A 17,391-nucleotide genomic window follows, 5' to 3' on the forward strand; every position below is an offset into this window, starting at 1 on the left:
CTGGGCTACGGCTTTCGTGGGGAGTACCCTGACCGCATGGGGATGGATGCAGTGGTTGCAATAGTGGTCAGTTCTGCCTTGATTCTTGGCTCCATTTGGGCCGGCACATGCCTCGTTCAGCGGGGGGTTTCACCGAAAGGTGCAACGGGCACGCTGGGAAGTGTCTTGTCCATGGTTGAGCCCGCGACCGGTGCACCTACCAGGGTGGAGGCGGCCGCTGCGATCGAAGAGATGCGACAGCGCAGGCACGAGAATCTCACCGCGGGCCCTGGCCCGGCACATGATGAGCTGATGAGCGGAAGAATGGTCCTGCCCGGGCCGCCCACCCAAAAAAGTGAAGTCAAAATCTGAGACGCATTCCATAGGGCGAGTTCGGTACGGGTAAGATCCCGTAGGAAACATTAGTAATCCGGCTCACAGTATCCAGCGCAGTGTACGGGCCAAACCAGATCCTGAAGGTATGCATCCATGGTTCACACTGCCCATCAAGACACCGATCTCGCTGCCGAACTGCGCGCTGATGTGCGACGCGTTTCCACCCTGCTGGGTGAATCGCTGGTTCGCCAGCACGGCCCGGAACTACTTGAACTCGTGGAGCAGGTCCGCCTGCTGACCAAGGAGTCCAAGGAGGCCGCTCGTGGCGGCGCGGACGCGACTGGTCCGTGGAGTGCGCACGACGTCGTTGCCCAGGTACGCGAACTGCTCGCCTCCCTGCCGCTGGACCAGGCGACGGACTTGGTGCGGGCCTTTGCGTTCTACTTCCACCTCACCAATGCGGCGGAACAGGTTCATCGTGTCCGTGGGCTCCGCACCCGCCAGGAAAAGGATGGCTGGCTGGCTAAGGCAGTTTCCGAGATTGCCGGCCAGGCAGGCCCACAGGTCCTGCAGGATGTGATCAATGAGCTCGACGTACGCCCCATATTTACAGCGCACCCCACCGAGGCTTCACGCCGTTCCGTGCTGGACAAAGTCCGTAAGCTCTCAGACGTCCTCGCCGAGCCCACCGCCGAAGGGACGTCTGCCCGGCGTCGCCAGGACCGGCAGCTGGCCGAAATCATCGACCAGATGTGGCAGACAGATGAACTGCGCCAGGTCCGCCCCACGCCCGTGGATGAGGCCCGAAACGCCATCTACTACCTGAACAGCATCCTGACCGATGCCATGCCTGAAATGCTGACGGACCTTTCGGAACTTCTGGCCGAGCACGGTGTCACTCTGCCGGCCGCCGCCGCACCCTTGCGGTTCGGTTCGTGGATTGGTGGTGACCGTGATGGCAACCCCAACGTCACCGCCGCCGTCACCCGCGAAATCCTGCAGCTGCAGAACCAGAACGCCGTGCGCATCAGCATTGCGTTGATCGATGAGCTCATCTCGGTCCTCTCCAACTCCACGGCACTTTTTGGGGCCGACCAGGTGTTGCTGGATTCCATCACCGAGGACCTGAAGAACCTTCCGGGCCTGGACAAGCGCATCCTTGAACTGAATGCGCAGGAGCCCTACAGGCTCAAGCTGACGTGCATCAAGGCCAAGCTCATCAATACCGGACGCCGCGTTTCTGCCTCGACCTATCACGAGCCGGGTCGCGACTACGCCACCACTTCCGAATTGCTGGCAGAGTTCGGGCTGCTCGAAGACTCGTTGCGCAACCACTCGGCAGCTCTGGTGGCAGACGGAGCCTTGGCCCGCGTTCGCCGGGCAATCGCCGCTTTTGGCCTGCATCTGGCAACGCTGGACATCCGCGAGCACGCCGATTACCACCACGATGCTGTTGGCCAGCTCGTGGACCGGCTCGGCACGGAGAAGCCATACAGCGAGCTCAGCCGTGAGGAGCGCTTCACGTTCCTCGGCGCAGAACTGGCCTCACACCGCCCCCTCTCAGGGCACCCGATCAAGCTTGATGGCACAGCAGACGGCACATACGACGTCTTCCGGAGCATCCGTCAGGCGCTGCATACTTATGGTCCGGACGTTGTGGAGACCTACATCATCTCCATGACCCGTGGTGCTGACGATGTCCTGGCAGCAGCGGTCCTGGCCCGCGAGGCCGGCTTGATTGACCTCTTCGGCGGCAAGCCACGCGCCAAGATCGGTTTCGCCCCGTTGCTTGAAACGGTGGAGGAACTCCGCGCCTCGGCGGAGATCGTGGACCAGTTGCTCTCTGATCCGTCCTACAGGGAACTTGTCCGGCTCCGCGGCGACGTCCAGGAGGTCATGCTGGGTTACTCGGATTCCAACAAGGAATCCGGAGTGATGACCAGCCAGTGGGAAATCCACAAAACCCAGCGCAAGCTGCGCGACGTAGCCGCCAAGCACGGGGTCCGCGTCCGCCTCTTCCACGGCCGTGGTGGCTCTGTGGGCCGCGGTGGCGGACCGACGTACGACGCCATCATGGCGCAGCCGAATGGTGTGCTCGAGGGCGAAATCAAGTTCACCGAACAGGGCGAGGTTATCTCGGACAAGTACTCCCTGCCCGAGCTTGCGCGCGAAAACCTCGAGCTGTCCTTGGCCGCGGTCATGCAGGGCTCGGCATTGCACCGGACTCCGCGCACGTCCGATGATGAGCGCGAGCGCTACGCCAACGTCATGGAGACCATCTCCGACGCCGCGTTCGACCGCTACCGCGCACTGATCGATGACCCCGAACTGCCGGCCTACTTCCTTGCCTCCACGCCGGTGGAGCAGCTGGGGTCGTTGAACATCGGCTCTCGCCCGTCCAAGCGTCCCGATTCCGGTGCGGGCCTTGGGGGTCTCCGCGCTATCCCGTGGGTCTTCGGCTGGACGCAGTCCCGGCAGATCGTTCCGGGCTGGTTCGGCGTGGGCTCCGGACTAAAGGCTGCCCGCGAGGCAGGCAACACGGATCAGCTCCTTGAAATGATGGACCGCTGGCACTTCTTCCGCTCAGTCATCTCCAACGTGGAAATGACGCTGGCAAAGACTGACATGGAGATTGCCGGACACTACGTTTCCTCGCTTGTTCCGCAGGAATTGCACCGGCTGTTCCACATGATCCGCGACGAGTACGAGCTCACCGTAGCCGAAATTGAACGGCTCACGGGAGAGATCGAACTCCTCGACGCCCAGCCCACGCTGAAGCGTTCCTTGGAAATCCGCGACCAATACCTGGACCCGATCAGCTACCTTCAGGTCGAGCTTCTCCGCCGCGTGCGGGAAGAATCCGTATCCGGGGCCGAGATCGACGAGCGGCTCCAGCGGGCCATGCTCATCACGGTCAACGGTGTAGCCGCTGGCCTCCGCAACACCGGCTAGCGAACGCTCTCTCACGTCACGCAGGGTTTTACGGATCCCTCTCTCATCCGGTGAGAGAGGGATCCGGCCACGGGTGCAGGTGGTGAGAGAGGGATCCGGCCACGGGTGCAGGAGGTGAGAGAGGGATCCGGCCACGGGTGCAGGAGGCGAGAGAGGGATTGGCTTTAGGGCTGCGCAGAACGGGCGCTAGGGTGGTGGGATGCCGTCGTTCCAGACCAAGTTAAAGATCACTGGCCTCAAACCGGGCAACGCACCCGAATCGGTGATGGCTGCAGCCGTGGAGGCGTTGGAAACCCGCCACCACGTCGAATCCAACCAGCTGGACATCGTGGGCGGCGTCCCCCAGATCAGCCTCCGGTTCACGGTGGGCGACCGCGACTATTCAGGTGAGAACGACGAAGCCCGGACGTCGGCAGCCATGATGCGGGACGCCGTCGAACGTGTAGCCATCACAGGGAGCTTGTACGTGTTGCGTCGCAACCGCGGGCGCTGGGCTCCGGTCTAAACCAGGGAAGCTACTCGGGCTGTGGCACGTCGCCGGGCTTGTCGGCGTCGTACGGTTCATCCACGGGTGAGCGGCTGCCACGCCGCCGCGTGACGATCAAGCCAACCACCACACCGATCACCAGGCCGACGCCCACGCCGATCAGTGAGCTGGCCCAAAAGGGGAGCCTGGTGGCGGAGCCGGTGAAATAGCCCAAGCCGACTTGCCAGACCGCCCATAGAATCGCGCCCAGACCCGCACAAAGGCTGAACCCGCGTGCGGATACGTTGGCGATGCCCGCCGCAGATGATGTTGCCAGCCTGCCGCCGGGGATGAAGCGTGCGCCGATGATCGCGCCGTATGTTGAGGAACGGCCGGCTTTGGCAATTGCCTCGTGAATGCCTCGGTGAACCCGGCGGCCCCATGACCAGCGGTCCAGGACATGGCTGATGCGCCGCTTGAACAAGAGAAAAACCAGTACGTCGCCCAGCCAGGAAGCGAAAGCCGCGAGGAAGAAGATCAGCCAGAAGTTGGCGTGGCCGTCGGCGGCGAGGGCACCGCCGGTGATCACCACCATTTCGGAGGGGATGGGTGGGAAGATGGCGTCGCCCAGCACAATGGGAACGATCCACAGGTAGATTGCGGATCCCCACGTCTCCGGGGCGGTGATGTCCATGGGCACAAGGTACCGCACTTGCCGCTCCTGGCGCTCCGGCGCGAGACTGGCGCCATGCGAATCGAAATTCTGCACGGTGACATCACCACGCGCACGGTGGATGCGATCGTCAACGCCGCCAACTCGTCATTGCTCGGTGGAGGGGGAGTGGACGGTGCCATCCACAGGGCCGCTGGCCCGGAACTCCTTGAGGCATGTCGTGAGCTGAGGCGCACCGAAGTGCCGGATGGATTGCCGGTGGGCGCCGCCGTCGCGACCCCGGGCTTCCAGCTCCCCGCTCAGTGGGTGGTGCATACGGTAGGTCCCAACCGGCACGCCGGGCAGACGGATCCTGCGCTGCTCGCCTCGTGCTTCAACGAAAGCCTGAAGGTGGCGGCCAGGTTGGGAGCCCGGACCGTCGCCTTCCCCGCGATCAGCGCCGGAGTCTATGGATGGGACGCCCGTCAGGTGGCCGACGTAGCGTTCGACGCCGTGAGGTCGTTTTCGTCGTCGTCTTCAGCCGGTGGCGCGTCCGGCAGTTCTCTGACGTTGGTGGAGTTCGTTTTGTTCTCGGAGGATACGACGGCGGCCTTCCGGTCTGCTTTTGGTTCCCCACCACAATGAAGGCCTCAGTGACCCAGGGGCTGGCCGCTCAGGCTGCCGCAGTCGTGCTGCCGGGCACGTTGACCGTGCGCCGGTGACCCAGGAATTTGCCTGCCTTGAAGTACCAATAGGGCCAGGCGATCCAAGCGGATGCCCCTCCGATGATGCCAAGGCCCATCACGGCAAATCGCAGCCACTCGGGCCCGGGAATCACGAAACCGAGGCCCGCGACGGGCAGCCCGATGACCAGCGCACCGCCAATGAACCGGCCTAGCTGGGCCAGCCCGAGCGGGTAGCCCTCCACAGTGCGCAGCTTGTTGTTTGCTGCGAGGAACCACACGGCCTGCATCGTGATCGCAGCAACGGACACTGCAGTGGATGGCTCGAATGCCAGGACCTTGAGCACCAACAATGCCGAACTCGTGGCGCCGGCTCCGCAGGCTGCCACGGTGACCCATTTCAGGGGATCGGACCATGATGTTTTAGGAAGGCGTTTGTGCACCTGGAGGATCACGGGAATGACCAGCACGTTGAAGACGGCGCCGGCAGCATCGTTGATGGTGCCGAAAACGAACGGGCCACCCCTGGGCACTTCCACGGCGTACATGGCAGCGAGGGTCGCGACGCCGGCTATGCCCACCGCGGCAGCAGAGTAGGCCAAGACCGAAGCAGTCCCGTCGCCCGGAAACTCAACCGATTTGTCCATCACACGCTCCCGGAAACTACCCCAGGATCTTCATGGTAGTCCTGCCCTGGGACGCGCGAAATGGGCGGGTCGCGGCTCCCAAAGATTTTTAGGTGCAGGCTTCGCTGAGCTTCAACCGGCTGCGGTATTCCACCGGTTGCTTGCTGATGGGATCCACAAACCGGATGCCGCGGGCCAGGAGTTGGAGCGGTTTGCTGTAGTCATCCGGCGCCTTGTCCAGCAGGTCCGGGTAGAAGGCATCGTTGATGATCCCCAGCCCCAACGAGGCCATGTGCACGCGAAGTTGATGGGTTTTTCCAGTGTGGGGTTCCAGCCGGTACAGCGCGCGCTGGTGAGTGCCGGCGTCGAACGTTGTTGTTTGTTCGATGCGCGTTTCCGCGTTGGGTTCGCCGTCGATCACTTCGGCCAGCAGGTAACTGCGGGACTTGGTCATGCGGTTGCGGACCACGGCCGGGAACTCGACGGCGGGATAGCCTGCGGCGGGCGTCGCGGCGGACACACACTCGTATTCCTTGTGGACCTGGCGTTTCTCGAAGAGAACCTGGTATTTGCCGCGCGTCTCCGGGTTGGTGGAGAGCAGCAGCAGTCCGGCGGTCATGCGGTCCAGGCGGTGCATGGGGATGAGGTCCGGGAGGTCCAGCAGGTTCCGCAGCCGGACCAGCGCGGATTCCTGGATGTAGGTGCCGCCGGGGGTGGTGGGGAGGAAGTGCGGCTTGTCCACCACCAGGATGTGCTCGTCCTGGTGCAGGATGTTGATCTCGACGGGCAGGCGCGTCTCCGGTGGGAGGGTCCGGTAGTACCAAATGAAGGTGTGGTCCTCCAGTTTGGTGCTGCGATCAAGGGGTACTCCGCCCTCGCCCACGATCTCGCCGGCGTCGAAACGATCCTCGATGCCTTGGGGGTCGATGTGTCCCCAGCGGTGCATCATGTAGTCCATTGCGGTGGTCCACGGGCCCTCGTCCGGCAGGCGGAGGCGGGTCGCGTTCACGCCGTCGCGCACGGGGAGGGGGGATTGCATCACCGGACAATTCTACCGGGGCCTCGTTGCGGGGCCTCGCAACGGGGCGTCGCAACGGGGCCTCGCAACGGGGCGTCGCAACTACAGCACCGACGAGAAAAAAGTTCTTGACAATAAAAGTTGTCGGTAAGCATACTGGAGGCATGTTGGACATCGAAGTGATCGAGGACCCGGCCGCGGCGGAAGCGTCGCTGGACCCGATCCGCACGCGCATCCTGCGGGAGCTGTCCGAGCCGGCGTCCGCCACGCAGTTGGCCGCCAGGGTCGGGTTGCCGCGGCAGAAGGTGAACTACCACCTCAAGGCCCTGGAACGTCATGGCTTGGTGGAGCTGGTGGAAGAGCGCAGGAAAGGCAACGTTACCGAGCGCGTACTGCGTGCGACGGCGGCGTCGTACCTGATCTCCCCGGCCGCCCTGGCATCTGTGGCGCCGGATCCTCGTCGTTTCGCCGATCGCTTCTCCGCTTTCTGGCTTCTCTCCCTTGCCTCGCGAACCGTGCAGGAGATGGGCAAGCTCATCGCCGGTGCTGCCGTGGCTAAGAAGAAGCTGGCCAGCTTCGCGATCGACGGGGAGATCACCTTCCGCTCTGCCGCGGAACGCGCAGAGTTCGCGGAAGAGCTCGGCGTGGCGGTGACCCAACTCGTGGATAAGTACCACGACGGCGGTGCTGCCGCGGTGGCGGGCGGGGCGCGCAAGCACCGGCTCGTCGTCGTACTTCACCCCGCACTTAAGACCCCTTCAACGGACCAAGACTCCTCGGAGCAAGCAGCAGAAAAGGACCAAAGCAATGACTGATAACCGGAAATTCGAAATCGAAGCGGACGTCGAACTGCCAGGCACTCCCGAGCGGGTGTGGCAGGCGGTCACCAAGGACACTCCGGCGTGGATGTTCCCCGCGGATCAGTGGCCGGACGTGAAAACGGTCGAGGAATACCCGCGCCACCTGGTGTCCCGCATGGACGGTCCGGACGGGTGGTTCAACCAGCTGGAACACGTCCTGGAGCCTGTGGAGGGCGGCCGCGCCAAGCTGCATTACGTCCACAGCGGGATCTTCGCTGACAACTGGGATGAACAGTATGACGGCGCAAGCAAGCACACCGAGTTCTACCTGCACACCCTGGGCCAGTACTTGCAACACTTCGACGGCAAACCGGTGGTGTTCACGGACATCCAGGCTCCCGGCTCCTCGCAGACGCCTGAGGGTTTCGTGCAGCTGAAGCGGGCCTTGGGCGTGGAGGGTGTCGCTGCTGGTTCTACTTTCGAGGCGGACGTCGACGGCGTGGGGCAGCTCAGCGGGGAGGTCGACTTCTCCAACGAGAACTTCCTTGGGCTGCGGACCGGGGATACTCTCTACCGGTTCTTTGGGCGCAATGCCTTCGGCGCCCCGGTGGGCATGACGGTGCACGAGTTCAGTGGCTCGGGCGATTCCGAACTCACGGCCAAGGCCTGGGGCGGATTCCTGGAGAGGGTGTACGGGTAGGTTCGTCGGGGCCTACGGCGCCCAGGCCCGGGCTACGGATTCCAGAGCCGCCTCGTAGATTCCGGCCCAGTCCGTCGCGGGATCGTTCATTTGTGCCAGCTCGAGGCTGACCAGTCCGTGGACTTGTCCCCAGATGGCCATCGCCACCACGGCGGGGTTCTGGGCCCGGACTTTCCCTCCTGACTGTGCCGCGATGACTGCGTCCACCAGGGGGAGCATCGAGTCGGAGGCGACCTCCGGCGTCGGACTGCATTCGACGTAGGCGGCCATCGCGCCGCCGAACATGAGGCGGTAGAGGGCCGGGTGCTCCAGCGCCCACGCGCGGTAGGCCCGGCCAAGCCCCAGCAGCCCGTCCTTGGCGGCGCGACGTTGGGATTCGCCGAAGGATCGGAAACCGTCGTCGACGGCGGCCGTCAACAGTTGCGCCTTACCGCCGAAGAGCGAGTAGATCGCGGATGTGGACGTGTCTGCCGCGGCGGCCACATCCCTGAGGGTCACGCGGGCGGGCCCCTCACGGTCCACGAGTTCGGCGGTAACCGCCAGAAGCCTCTGCTGGACGTGCTGATCATGAACGATGGGTCTTGCCATGCCTTCAAGTGTTTCATAACATTGTTTCATAACGATGTTACGAAACCTGGCTTCAGGAACTTCGCGGTTCCCCGACTGAAGGATTCACATGGCACAGGAGATTTTCCCCGGCCGCTTCACTGCGGACATTGGGCGCGGGACCGTGACCGTCTTCCTCATTGGGATGCGGGCCAACAAGTGGTGGAAGACGGGCCGCGTAGCGAAGGTCGCGTCCGCCATGCCCACCATGATGCGGCACCTGGCTGCCAACCCGGAGGCTGGCCTGCTGGGAAGCGAGCAGTGGTTTGGGCGGACCACCATCCTGCTTAGCTACTGGGAAAGCCCCGAGCATCTGAGGCGCTTTGCTGCGGACCGCGATTCGCCTCATCTGGGTCCATGGCGGAAATTCATGAAGGAGATCGCCGGCAGCGGGGACGTCGGCGTGTGGCACGAGACCTACCAGGTGCCGGCATCTGGCATTGAGGTGGTGTACAACGGCATGCCACTGTTCGGATTAGCCAAAGCAACCTCGCACGTACCCGTCGGTCCCGGCAGCAACACGGCGAAGCAGCGCATGGGCACAGCAGGCCGGCCGGCCCATTAAGCGACCGCGACGGCGTCGGTCCGCTCGGACTTGAGGGTCCGGCGGAGGTGGGGCGAGGCGTCGAGCTTGTCCTGGGCGGCGCGAAGCGCGCGGACGGCGGACTCCAACTGCTCCGGCGGCAAGGTATAGGGAACGCGCAGGTACTGTTCAAAGGCGCCACCCGCCCCGAAGCGGGGCCCGGCTGCCAAGCGGAGCCCGAAGTCCGGTGCCAGAACGGTCAGCGCCGTGCTGCATGGAGAGGGGAGGCGGCACCAGACGGTCAGCCCGCCCCGGGGGCGCTCGGCCTCCCATTCCGGCAGGTGCTCCGCAAGCAGTCCCAGCAACGAATCCCGGTTGTGGCGGAGCTCCTCAAGGCGGGCGTCCAACGGCTCGGCGAACGATCTGACCAGCCGGGCGGCGGCCAACTGCTCAACCACAGGCCCGCCGAGGTCCATGACGGTCCTCGTCGCCACAAAGCGGGCAATCAAGGCTTCATCAGCGCGGATCCATCCGGTCCGCAAACCTGCCCAGTGGGATTTGCTGAGCGAGCCAATAGACACCACGGCGGGACTGAAGGCCGACATCGGCGCGGTGCGGACGTCGTCGAGGTTCAACCCGCGAAGCGTCTCATCCACCACCAGCACAGTCCCGGACGACGTGGCCGCGCGCACGAGTCGCCGCCGCTGCAGATCGGACATGATGCGACCCGTGGGGTTGTGGAAGTCGGGGACGAGGTAGGCCATCGCGGGCCTCTGCTGGTTCATGGTGGCCACCATCGCATCGATGTCCCAGGCGGGTGAGGTGCCGGCTGGCAAAGCGACCGGAACCGGCTTGCATCCGGCGGAGCGGATGGCGTCCAGTGCGTTGGGGTAGGTGGGGTGCTCCACCAGGACGCGGTCCTGCTTCGCAGCCAAGGTCCGCAGCACGATGTTGAGGGCGTGCTGCGCACCGGAAGTGACCAGGATCTGGCCGGCGGAAGTGGGCACGCCCTCGGCTGTGTACTTTTCCGCGATGGCTTCACGCAGGGCTGGCACTCCGACGGCGTCGTACCCAAAATCCGGGAGAAGTGCGGGAAGTTCGGTCAGCGCGTCAGCGAACGCCCGATGCACCACCTCGCCTGCTGCTGGCAGTGAGGCGTAGGCAAGGTCCAACAGTCCGTCCGGAACCGCGAGCCCGGGCGCGCTGACTGGTACCGTCCGGTGCGGGATGCAGGTCCGGCCGCGGCTGCCTTGCCCGGCGGTGAGGAATCCCTGCTCGCGCAGGCTCGCATACGCGGCCGTAACGGTGGTGCGGCTGAGGCCAAGTGTCTGCGCCAGCGCGCGTTCGCTGGGCAGTGCGACGTCCAGCGGGATGCGCCCGTCCATCACCAGCAAACGTACGACGTCGGCCAGCTCGCGGTAGGCGGGCAGGGCGCCGGAGTTCCATTTGCCCATGAGGCGGGCGAGGGCAGTGGGATTCAATGAGCCGGACATAAGACCAGTATTCCAAACTGGCTATGGAATACAAGGCCAGTTTCCTTGGAAGATGTACTCCATGATGACCCGAAGAATCACACAACTCCTGATCGGCCTCGCGATGTATGGCATCTCCCTGGCCATGTTCATCCGGGCGGGCCTTGGCTTGGACCCCTGGGACGTGTTCCACCAAGGCGTGTCCCAAAAGACCGGCTTCAGCATCGGTGTCGTGGTTATCGCGGTCAGCTTCCTCGTCCTGCTGCTCTGGATTCCGTTGCGGCAAATGCCCGGAATCGGAACCATCGCCAATGCTGTCCTGGTGGGGCTCTTTGCCGACCTTGGGCTATGGCTCATCCCGGCGTTCTCCCATCTCGGCGGACAGATCGCCATGCTCGCCGGAGCCGTGATCCTCAATGGCATCGCATCGGCCTGCTACATCGGCGCCAGGCTCGGCCCCGGTGCCCGCGATGGCCTGATGACCGGCCTGGTCCGCCGCACGGGATGGTCCGTCAGGCTGGTCCGCACCGGCATCGAAGTGGTGGTCCTGGCTGTGGGCTTCCTGTTGGGAGGCTCGGTTGGCGTCGGAACCGTTGTGTATGCCCTCGCCATTGGCCCGATCGTGCAGGTATTGCTGCCGAAATTCATGGTGCCGGAAAAGACCGAGGCAACGGCCTCCACGGCCCCCACGGAAGCCGTGGAGGCCGCTCCCGCCGCTTGACCGCCGGGTGGCGTAAAGGGACCGACGGCGGCCAGCAACTGTTCGCGGGCCGTTGGACAACTTTGGGCGGCTGGGTGATTACGGGGCCGGTTGGCAGTGCGGGCAGAAGTAGATATCCCGTTCCTCAGTTCCGTCCGGGCCAGCCAAGAGACCGCGCCGGACGGTGGTCCCGCAGCGCCTGCAGGGTTGGCGTTCCCTGCCGTAAACCCAGTACCCGGGCCTCATCGCGCGCGGTCCAAGAGTGGTCCGTCGTCCTGGACCCAGGTTTTCGCCGAGGAGGCGTTTGGCATCGTTGACCGTCTTGGCCAGATCGGGAACTTCTCCGAGGGGCAAGGCGGGATGGACGCCGGAGAGGAAGCACGCTTCGCAGCGGTAGATGTTGCCGATCCCGGCAAGCTTCCGCTGGTCCAATAAGGCGAACCCTACGGTGATGTCCGGTTCGGCCCGGAGCCTGCGCAGTGCTTCCACTTCGTCCCAGTCCGGGCCGAGCAGGTCCGGACCCAGGTGACCGACGATCTTTTCTTCCTCAGCTGTGGGGACCACTTCCAGGATACCCAGCGAGAATCCGACGGCGTCCGCCGAGGCCATGCGGAGCACGCACCGCGCCGTGTGGCCCGGTTTGGTCCAGCGACCACCCGGCGGATAGATCATCCAGTTGCCCTCCATCTTCAGATGGGAGTGGATGGTCAGGGCCCGGGGTTTCCTGCTGGCGCCGGGTTCCCCGTCAACCGGGCCGGTGAGGCGCATCAGCAGGTGCTTGCCCCGCGGGACCACTTCGGTCATGGTCCACCCCGCCAGGTTCAGGGTGGCGAAACGGGGCACACGGAAGTCGGAGGCAGTAATGGTTTGCCCGGCCAAGGCCTCGTTCAGACGCGAGGCGGCGCGCCAAATGGAATCGCCTTCAGGCACGGATCCGGAGTCCCTTCGGAGTGGAGTAGGCGCCGGCGGCCGCGAGGGCAACGGCAATAGGGGTTTCGAGGAGGTCGTGTCCGTTGACCTTCTCCATGAAGAGCTTGTCCACGGCACCGCGGCGCACCACATCCACCAAGGCTTGGGCCGCAAGTGCCAGTACGGCATCGTCCTGGCTGAAGGTGAGCAGCGTCTTGCCGCCGCGTTCGACGTAAAGGACCAACACGCCGTCGACCATCACCACCAGGGCTCCGGCCTTCCGCCCCGGGCGGTGCCCGGACCCGGCGTCGACTGACAAGGCAGGCCAAGGCAGGGCGGCGCCGTAGGGGTTGGCCGGATCTGTTGCGGCCAGCGCCAAGGCCGAAGGCTCTGCCTTGGAAATACGGGCATCCTCCGTGAACGATCTCAGCCTGTCCACCGTCGCGGGGACAGCGAATTGGGCAGCCCCCAAATGCTCGATGAAGTAGCCGCGGCGGCACCGGCCAGCCTCCTCCAACCGGGCAAGCACTTTGTACATGAGCCCGAAGCCGCCAATGATGTTCTCGGCCATGACCGAGCCCCGGGTCACCACGCCGTACCTGTCCAGCAGCAGCTCAGCCGTGCCGCGGGCATGGATGGTGGGGTCCAGTTCCGGCGCGGGCAAAGCGGACCAGCGGCCTACAGCCGAAGGCGGCGCCGGCGCGATACCACTTGAGACCGAACCGTAGCGGCCTCCGGTGAGTCCGGGAGAGCCCAGGAGGCCTGTTCCATGGGAGCGGCCCAACCTGCTCAGGCGCGGAGCCCGCGCCCTCGGTGCCTTGGCCACCTGCCGATGTGCGGTCTTGCCGCCGGCGATCATGGCACGCACGGGAGCGAAAGTGTCTCCCGTAACCCGGCCGGCCCACACAAGGTCCCACAGGGCAGAAACCACGGCGTCGTCGCTCAACACCGAATCCATGCCGCCTGCCACTTCCGTGAGTTGCCGGAAGAAATAGCCACCGCCCGCGCTGAAGTGTTCCAGAAGCCGCTGTTGGGCATCGCCGGGTTCGAACTCCGGGGACGGGTTGAGGGTCAGCTCAGCGGAATCGGCCACATGAAGGCTGATCCAGCCGTCGTTCCCGGGCAACGACCCGGCGCCGGACCAGAGAAGCTCGCCTGCGGCCATCAGTTCGTCGAGCATGGCCGGTTTGTAGTCCGCCACCCGGCTCGCCAGTACCAAGGGCTCCCAGGCTGATGCGGGGATTGGCACGCCGGACAGTTGGTCCACGGCCGTGATGATGCCGTCCAATCCACGCAACGCCTGGCTTCTGGACTTGCCGGGCGCGGTGACGTTTTGCCAGGCCGGCAGGAACCGGCCGTAGGCGGCTGTGTCCACAGGCTCCACTTCGGCCCGGAGTGCAGCAAGGGAACGACGCCGGAGCTTCCTCAATACCTCGGCATCGCACCACTCGCTGGACGGCGGGGCATCCAACGTCATGAGCTCGGGATCTGCTCCCTCCGCTGTGGCCTTGGGGGCGACAACGTGCGGACGGAACTCACCTTCCACCACGCGACCATCCCCGGCAAGGCGTTTCAGCGCAGTATTAACGACAGCGACGCCAAGGCCAAGCCGGGCTGCAGCTTCCGATGCAGTGAAGGGCCCGTGCGTGCGGGCATACCGCGAAACGAGGTCACCCAAAGGATCATGGACCGGCTCGATAAAGGCCAGCGGCACACCCATAGGCAAGGGAACGCCGATTGCGTCGCGAAGTCTCGCGGCATCCTCCACTGCAGAGAAGCGTTCGACGCCGCCAATGGTCACCTTGAGTGCACGGTTGGCTTTCTGCAGGGCAGCGAGGTGGGATCCGGCATCGGTGACCGTGCCTGGTGGCGCGGCTGGCGGCGTTTCCTCGAGTTCTTCTACGCCCTCAACTTCAGCTGGTTCCACTCCTTCAAGCCGTTCCGCCACTTCTTCAACGCTGAGCGGACCAAGCAACCGTAGGAGATCTGCGACGCCCTCCATCCCACGCACGCGCCGGTCAGGAGCCAGCCGCTGCAACTCCATTTCCGTGGAATCGATGACTGCCGCGTCCAGGAGCTCGCGCAATTCCACGCGGCCAAGGAGCTCGTTGAGGAGCGTGGAGTCCAAGGCAAGGGCAGCAGCCCGGCGTTCCGCCAAAGGGGAGTCGCCCTCGTAGAGGAACTGGGCCACGTAGCCGAAGAGCAGGGACTTCGCGAAGGGGGAGGGTTGCTGTGTTGTGGTCTCCACGATCCGGAGTTCACGGCGCTCCACGGAAGCCGCAATGTCCTTCAGCGCGGGGAGGTCGTAAACATCCTGCAGGCATTCACGCACCGTTTCGAGCACGATGGGGAATGAAGGGTATTTTCGGGCGACGTCCAGCAATTGGGCTGAGCGTTGCCGTTGTTGCCACAGCGGTTGGCGCTTGGCGGGATTCTGGCGGGGCAACAGCAAGGCCCGGGCAGCGCACTCACGGAACCGTGAGGCGAACAGTGCGCTGCCGCCGACTTCTGCGGTGACGATCTGTTCCAGTTCCTCAGGGTCGAACAGGAACAGCTCCGCGCCGGGAGGCTCGTCTTCCATCATGGGCACGCGCAGGACGATGCCATCGTCAGCTGCCATCGCAGAGCCGTCCAGACCGTACCGCTGCTGGAGCCGTTGGCCCACGGCGAGTGCCCACGGTGCGTGGACGGGCATGCCGAAGGGGCTGTGCAGGACTACGCGCCAGTCGCCGAGTTCGTCGTGGAACCGTTCCACCACCAGCGTTCTGTCGCTGGGCACTATCTCCGTAGCGTCCTTCTGTTCCCTGAGGTACTGGAGGAGGTTGCTGGCAGCGAAGGCATCCAATCCGCTGGCCTGGCAGCGCTCCATGGCAGGCGCCTCATCGGCCGCGGAGAGTTCGCGGATGAAGGCACCGAGCGCCCGTCCGAGGTCGACCGGACGGCCCAGGGAATCGCCCTTCCAGAAGGGGAGTTTGCCGGGCTGGCCAAAGGCAGGGGAGACCAGTACGCGGTCGTGGGTGATGTCCTCGATCTTCCAACTGGTGGCTCCAAGGGCGAAGACGTCGCCCACCCTGGACTCGTACACCATCTCTTCATCGAGCTCGCCAACGCGGCGTCCGCCCTTGGCTGCGCGAGCCGAAGCTGTGGGTTCACTTCCGTCTGTGCCGCCGGGGGAGGACGATCCCTCAACTTCCGTACCGATGATGTACACGCCGAACAGCCCGCGGTCCGGGATGGTTCCACCCGACGTAACAGCCAAGCGTTGGGCGCCGGGCCTGCCCTCGATGGTCCCTGCGTGTCGATCCCAGATGATCCGGGGCCGTAGCTCAGCGAATTCGTCGGAAGGATACCTGCCCGCCAACAGGTCCAGCGTGGCCTCAAACGCGGAGCGGGGCAGGCTCGCGAACGGCGCTGATCGCCGAACCGTGCTGAACCAGTCCTCGACGTCGATACTTCCCAACGCGGTTGCCGCGACTGTCTGCTGGGCAAGGATGTCCAAGGGATTGGTGGGGATGCTCAAGCGTTCAATCTGCCCGCTCAGCATGCGTTCCACTGTGACACTGGTGTGCAGGAGATCAGCTCTGTGCTTGGGGAACAATACGCCCTCGGAAATCTCGCCCACCTGGTGGCCGGCACGCCCCACGCGTTGGAGGCCACTGGCCACCGACGGCGGAGACTCCACTTGGATGACCAGGTCCACGGCACCCATATCGATGCCGAGTTCCAGTGACGAGGTTGCCACGACGCAGCGCAGTCTGCCGGATTTGAGGTCGTCCTCGATCATGGCGCGCTGGTCCTTGGAAACGGAGCCGTGGTGTGCGCGCGCCAGCACGGGATCTGCGCCGGTAGTGCTCCCCGCCTGCGCCATCATATGGGCCGGGGTGGCGGTGGACGCCGGAACGCCGGGGTTCGTCCCGGAGCCAGCCCAATCTCCACCGCCAACCGCCATCAACTGGCGTTCGGCGTAGATTTCATTGAGCCGTGCCGTCAGGCGCTCGGAAAGGCGCCGGGAGTTGGCGAAGACAATGGTGGATTGCTTGGACAGGACCAGGTCAACGATCTGTTCCTCCACGTGGGGCCAGATGGAGGCCTGCGGCTGCAGGCCAGACGCGGGGCCGGAATCGAACGCTCCGGCCGCCCCCTGCAGGTCCGACATGTCCTCTACAGGAACTGTGACAGTAAGGTTCCAGTTCTTCTTGGACGGGGGTGCCACGATCTCCACTGGTGCTTGGCCCGCCAGGAACTGGGCCACCAATTCACGCGGTTGGACGGTAGCTGAGAGTCCGATGCGCTGAGCAGGTTTAGGCAGCAGGGCATCGAGGCGCTCCAAGGAAACGGCAAGATGTGCCCCGCGCTTGGTGCCGGCCACAGCGTGCACTTCGTCGATGATGATGGTGTCCACTTCGCTGAGCGTCTCCCGGGCACGGGAGGTCAGCATCAGGAACAGGGACTCCGGTGTGGTGATGAGGATGTCCGGAGGGCTGGTCAACAGCGTGCGGCGATCCGCCGCCGTCGTATCTCCTGAACGGACGCCGACGGTGACCAGCGGAGCGGGCAGCCCCAAACGCTTGGCGGTCTGCGTGATGCCGATCAGAGGTGCGCGCAGGTTGCGTTCGACGTCTACGCCCAGCGCCTTGAGCGGTGAAATATAGAGGACGCGTGTTTTCGTTTTGGGGCGCCTGGCGCGACCCTTGCCGTTCGCTGGGACGGATTCCAATCCCGGTAGTGCATCTGACGGCGTGGAATGCAGCCGGTCCAGGGCCCACAGGAAAGCCGCGAGGGTTTTACCGGAACCGGTGGGGGCTACTACCAGTGCATGCGAGCCTGACGAAATCGCGTTCCAGGCCCCGTCCTGCGCGGGCGTGGGCTCGGAAAAAGCGCCGAGGAACCATTCCCTGGTTGCCTGGCTGAAACGGCTGATGGCGCCATCCGACGCCTGCGGCTGCTGCATTCCTCCATCATGCCCCAC

The 17,391-nt window shown here is 64.6% G+C and carries 14 protein-coding genes; 7 read left to right on the top strand and 7 right to left on the bottom strand.

What is annotated here, in order from left to right; all coding sequences use genetic code 11:
* Positions 1 to 468: 468 nt before the first annotated feature.
* The gene (gene ppc / locus J3D46_RS08550; protein WP_231341258.1) at positions 469 to 3,267 is read left to right on the top strand and encodes a phosphoenolpyruvate carboxylase; all 2,799 of its coding nucleotides are present in this window, start codon (positions 469 to 471) and stop codon (positions 3,265 to 3,267) included.
* A 199-nt stretch (positions 3,268 to 3,466) separates the two neighbouring features.
* Positions 3,467 to 3,772: a hypothetical protein gene (locus tag J3D46_RS08555; RefSeq protein ID WP_253466410.1), complete on the top strand. Its 306-nt coding sequence runs from the start codon at positions 3,467 to 3,469 to the stop codon at positions 3,770 to 3,772.
* Between the two features lie 10 nt (positions 3,773 to 3,782).
* On the opposite strand, the gene J3D46_RS08560 is transcribed toward J3D46_RS08555, so the two are convergent.
* Entirely contained in the window at positions 3,783 to 4,427 is a 645-nt protein-coding gene (locus tag J3D46_RS08560) for a DedA family protein (RefSeq protein WP_253469180.1), read from the bottom strand.
* Between the two features lie 54 nt (positions 4,428 to 4,481).
* Here J3D46_RS08560 and J3D46_RS08565 point away from each other — a divergent pair, with 54 nt between their 5' ends.
* Entirely contained in the window at positions 4,482 to 5,030 is a 549-nt protein-coding gene (locus tag J3D46_RS08565) for an O-acetyl-ADP-ribose deacetylase (RefSeq protein WP_253466413.1), read from the top strand.
* 28 nt (positions 5,031 to 5,058) lie between these two features.
* Here the strand turns inward: J3D46_RS08565 and J3D46_RS08570 are convergent, their stop codons facing one another.
* Positions 5,059 to 5,715 carry a hypothetical protein gene (locus tag J3D46_RS08570; RefSeq protein ID WP_253466416.1) on the bottom strand — a complete coding sequence of 219 codons (657 nt, stop codon included), beginning with the start codon at positions 5,713 to 5,715 and terminating at the stop codon, positions 5,059 to 5,061.
* 88 nt (positions 5,716 to 5,803) lie between these two features.
* Entirely contained in the window at positions 5,804 to 6,733 is a 930-nt protein-coding gene (locus J3D46_RS08575; protein ID WP_231341279.1) for an RluA family pseudouridine synthase, read from the bottom strand.
* Between the two features lie 143 nt (positions 6,734 to 6,876).
* On the opposite strand from J3D46_RS08575, the gene J3D46_RS08580 reads away from it, so the two are divergent.
* A complete protein-coding gene (locus J3D46_RS08580) occupies positions 6,877 to 7,527 on the top strand; it encodes a helix-turn-helix domain-containing protein (RefSeq protein WP_253466419.1) in 651 nt (216 codons plus the stop codon).
* Positions 7,520 to 8,212 carry an SRPBCC domain-containing protein gene (locus J3D46_RS08585; RefSeq protein ID WP_253466422.1) on the top strand — a complete coding sequence of 231 codons (693 nt, stop codon included), beginning with the start codon at positions 7,520 to 7,522 and terminating at the stop codon, positions 8,210 to 8,212. The genes J3D46_RS08580 and J3D46_RS08585 overlap by 8 nt, the downstream gene beginning before the upstream one ends.
* 12 nt (positions 8,213 to 8,224) lie before the next feature.
* Here the strand turns inward: J3D46_RS08585 and J3D46_RS08590 are convergent, their stop codons facing one another.
* A complete protein-coding gene (locus J3D46_RS08590) occupies positions 8,225 to 8,800 on the bottom strand; it encodes a TetR-like C-terminal domain-containing protein (RefSeq protein ID WP_253466425.1) in 576 nt (191 codons plus the stop codon).
* An 88-nt stretch (positions 8,801 to 8,888) separates the two neighbouring features.
* On the opposite strand from J3D46_RS08590, the gene J3D46_RS08595 reads away from it, so the two are divergent.
* Positions 8,889 to 9,383 (top strand): DUF4188 domain-containing protein, encoded by a 495-nt coding sequence (locus tag J3D46_RS08595; RefSeq protein ID WP_231341266.1) that lies wholly within the window; start codon positions 8,889 to 8,891, stop codon positions 9,381 to 9,383.
* On the opposite strand, the gene J3D46_RS08600 is transcribed toward J3D46_RS08595, so the two are convergent.
* Positions 9,380 to 10,834 (bottom strand): PLP-dependent aminotransferase family protein, encoded by a 1,455-nt coding sequence (locus J3D46_RS08600; RefSeq protein WP_253466428.1) that lies wholly within the window; start codon positions 10,832 to 10,834, stop codon positions 9,380 to 9,382. The genes J3D46_RS08595 and J3D46_RS08600 overlap by 4 nt on opposite strands.
* 61 nt (positions 10,835 to 10,895) lie before the next feature.
* Between J3D46_RS08600 and J3D46_RS08605 the strand changes: the two genes are divergently transcribed.
* Positions 10,896 to 11,534, top strand: coding sequence for a YitT family protein (locus J3D46_RS08605; RefSeq protein WP_253466430.1), 639 nt, complete (start codon positions 10,896 to 10,898; stop codon positions 11,532 to 11,534).
* Positions 11,535 to 11,612: 78 nt separating this feature from the next.
* Here the strand turns inward: J3D46_RS08605 and J3D46_RS08610 are convergent, their stop codons facing one another.
* Both J3D46_RS08610 and J3D46_RS08615 read right to left on the bottom strand, forming a co-directional pair.
* Entirely contained in the window at positions 11,613 to 12,443 is an 831-nt protein-coding gene (locus J3D46_RS08610; protein WP_253466432.1) for a DNA-formamidopyrimidine glycosylase family protein, read from the bottom strand.
* Positions 12,436 to 17,373: an ATP-dependent helicase gene (locus J3D46_RS08615; protein ID WP_253466435.1), complete on the bottom strand. Its 4,938-nt coding sequence runs from the start codon at positions 17,371 to 17,373 to the stop codon at positions 12,436 to 12,438. Before J3D46_RS08615 ends, J3D46_RS08610 begins: the two co-directional genes overlap by 8 nt.
* Positions 17,374 to 17,391 lie beyond the last annotated feature (18 nt).

The sequence above is a fragment of the Paenarthrobacter sp. A20 genome (genome assembly GCF_024168825.1).
Classification (GTDB): Bacteria; Actinomycetota; Actinomycetes; order Actinomycetales; family Micrococcaceae; genus Arthrobacter.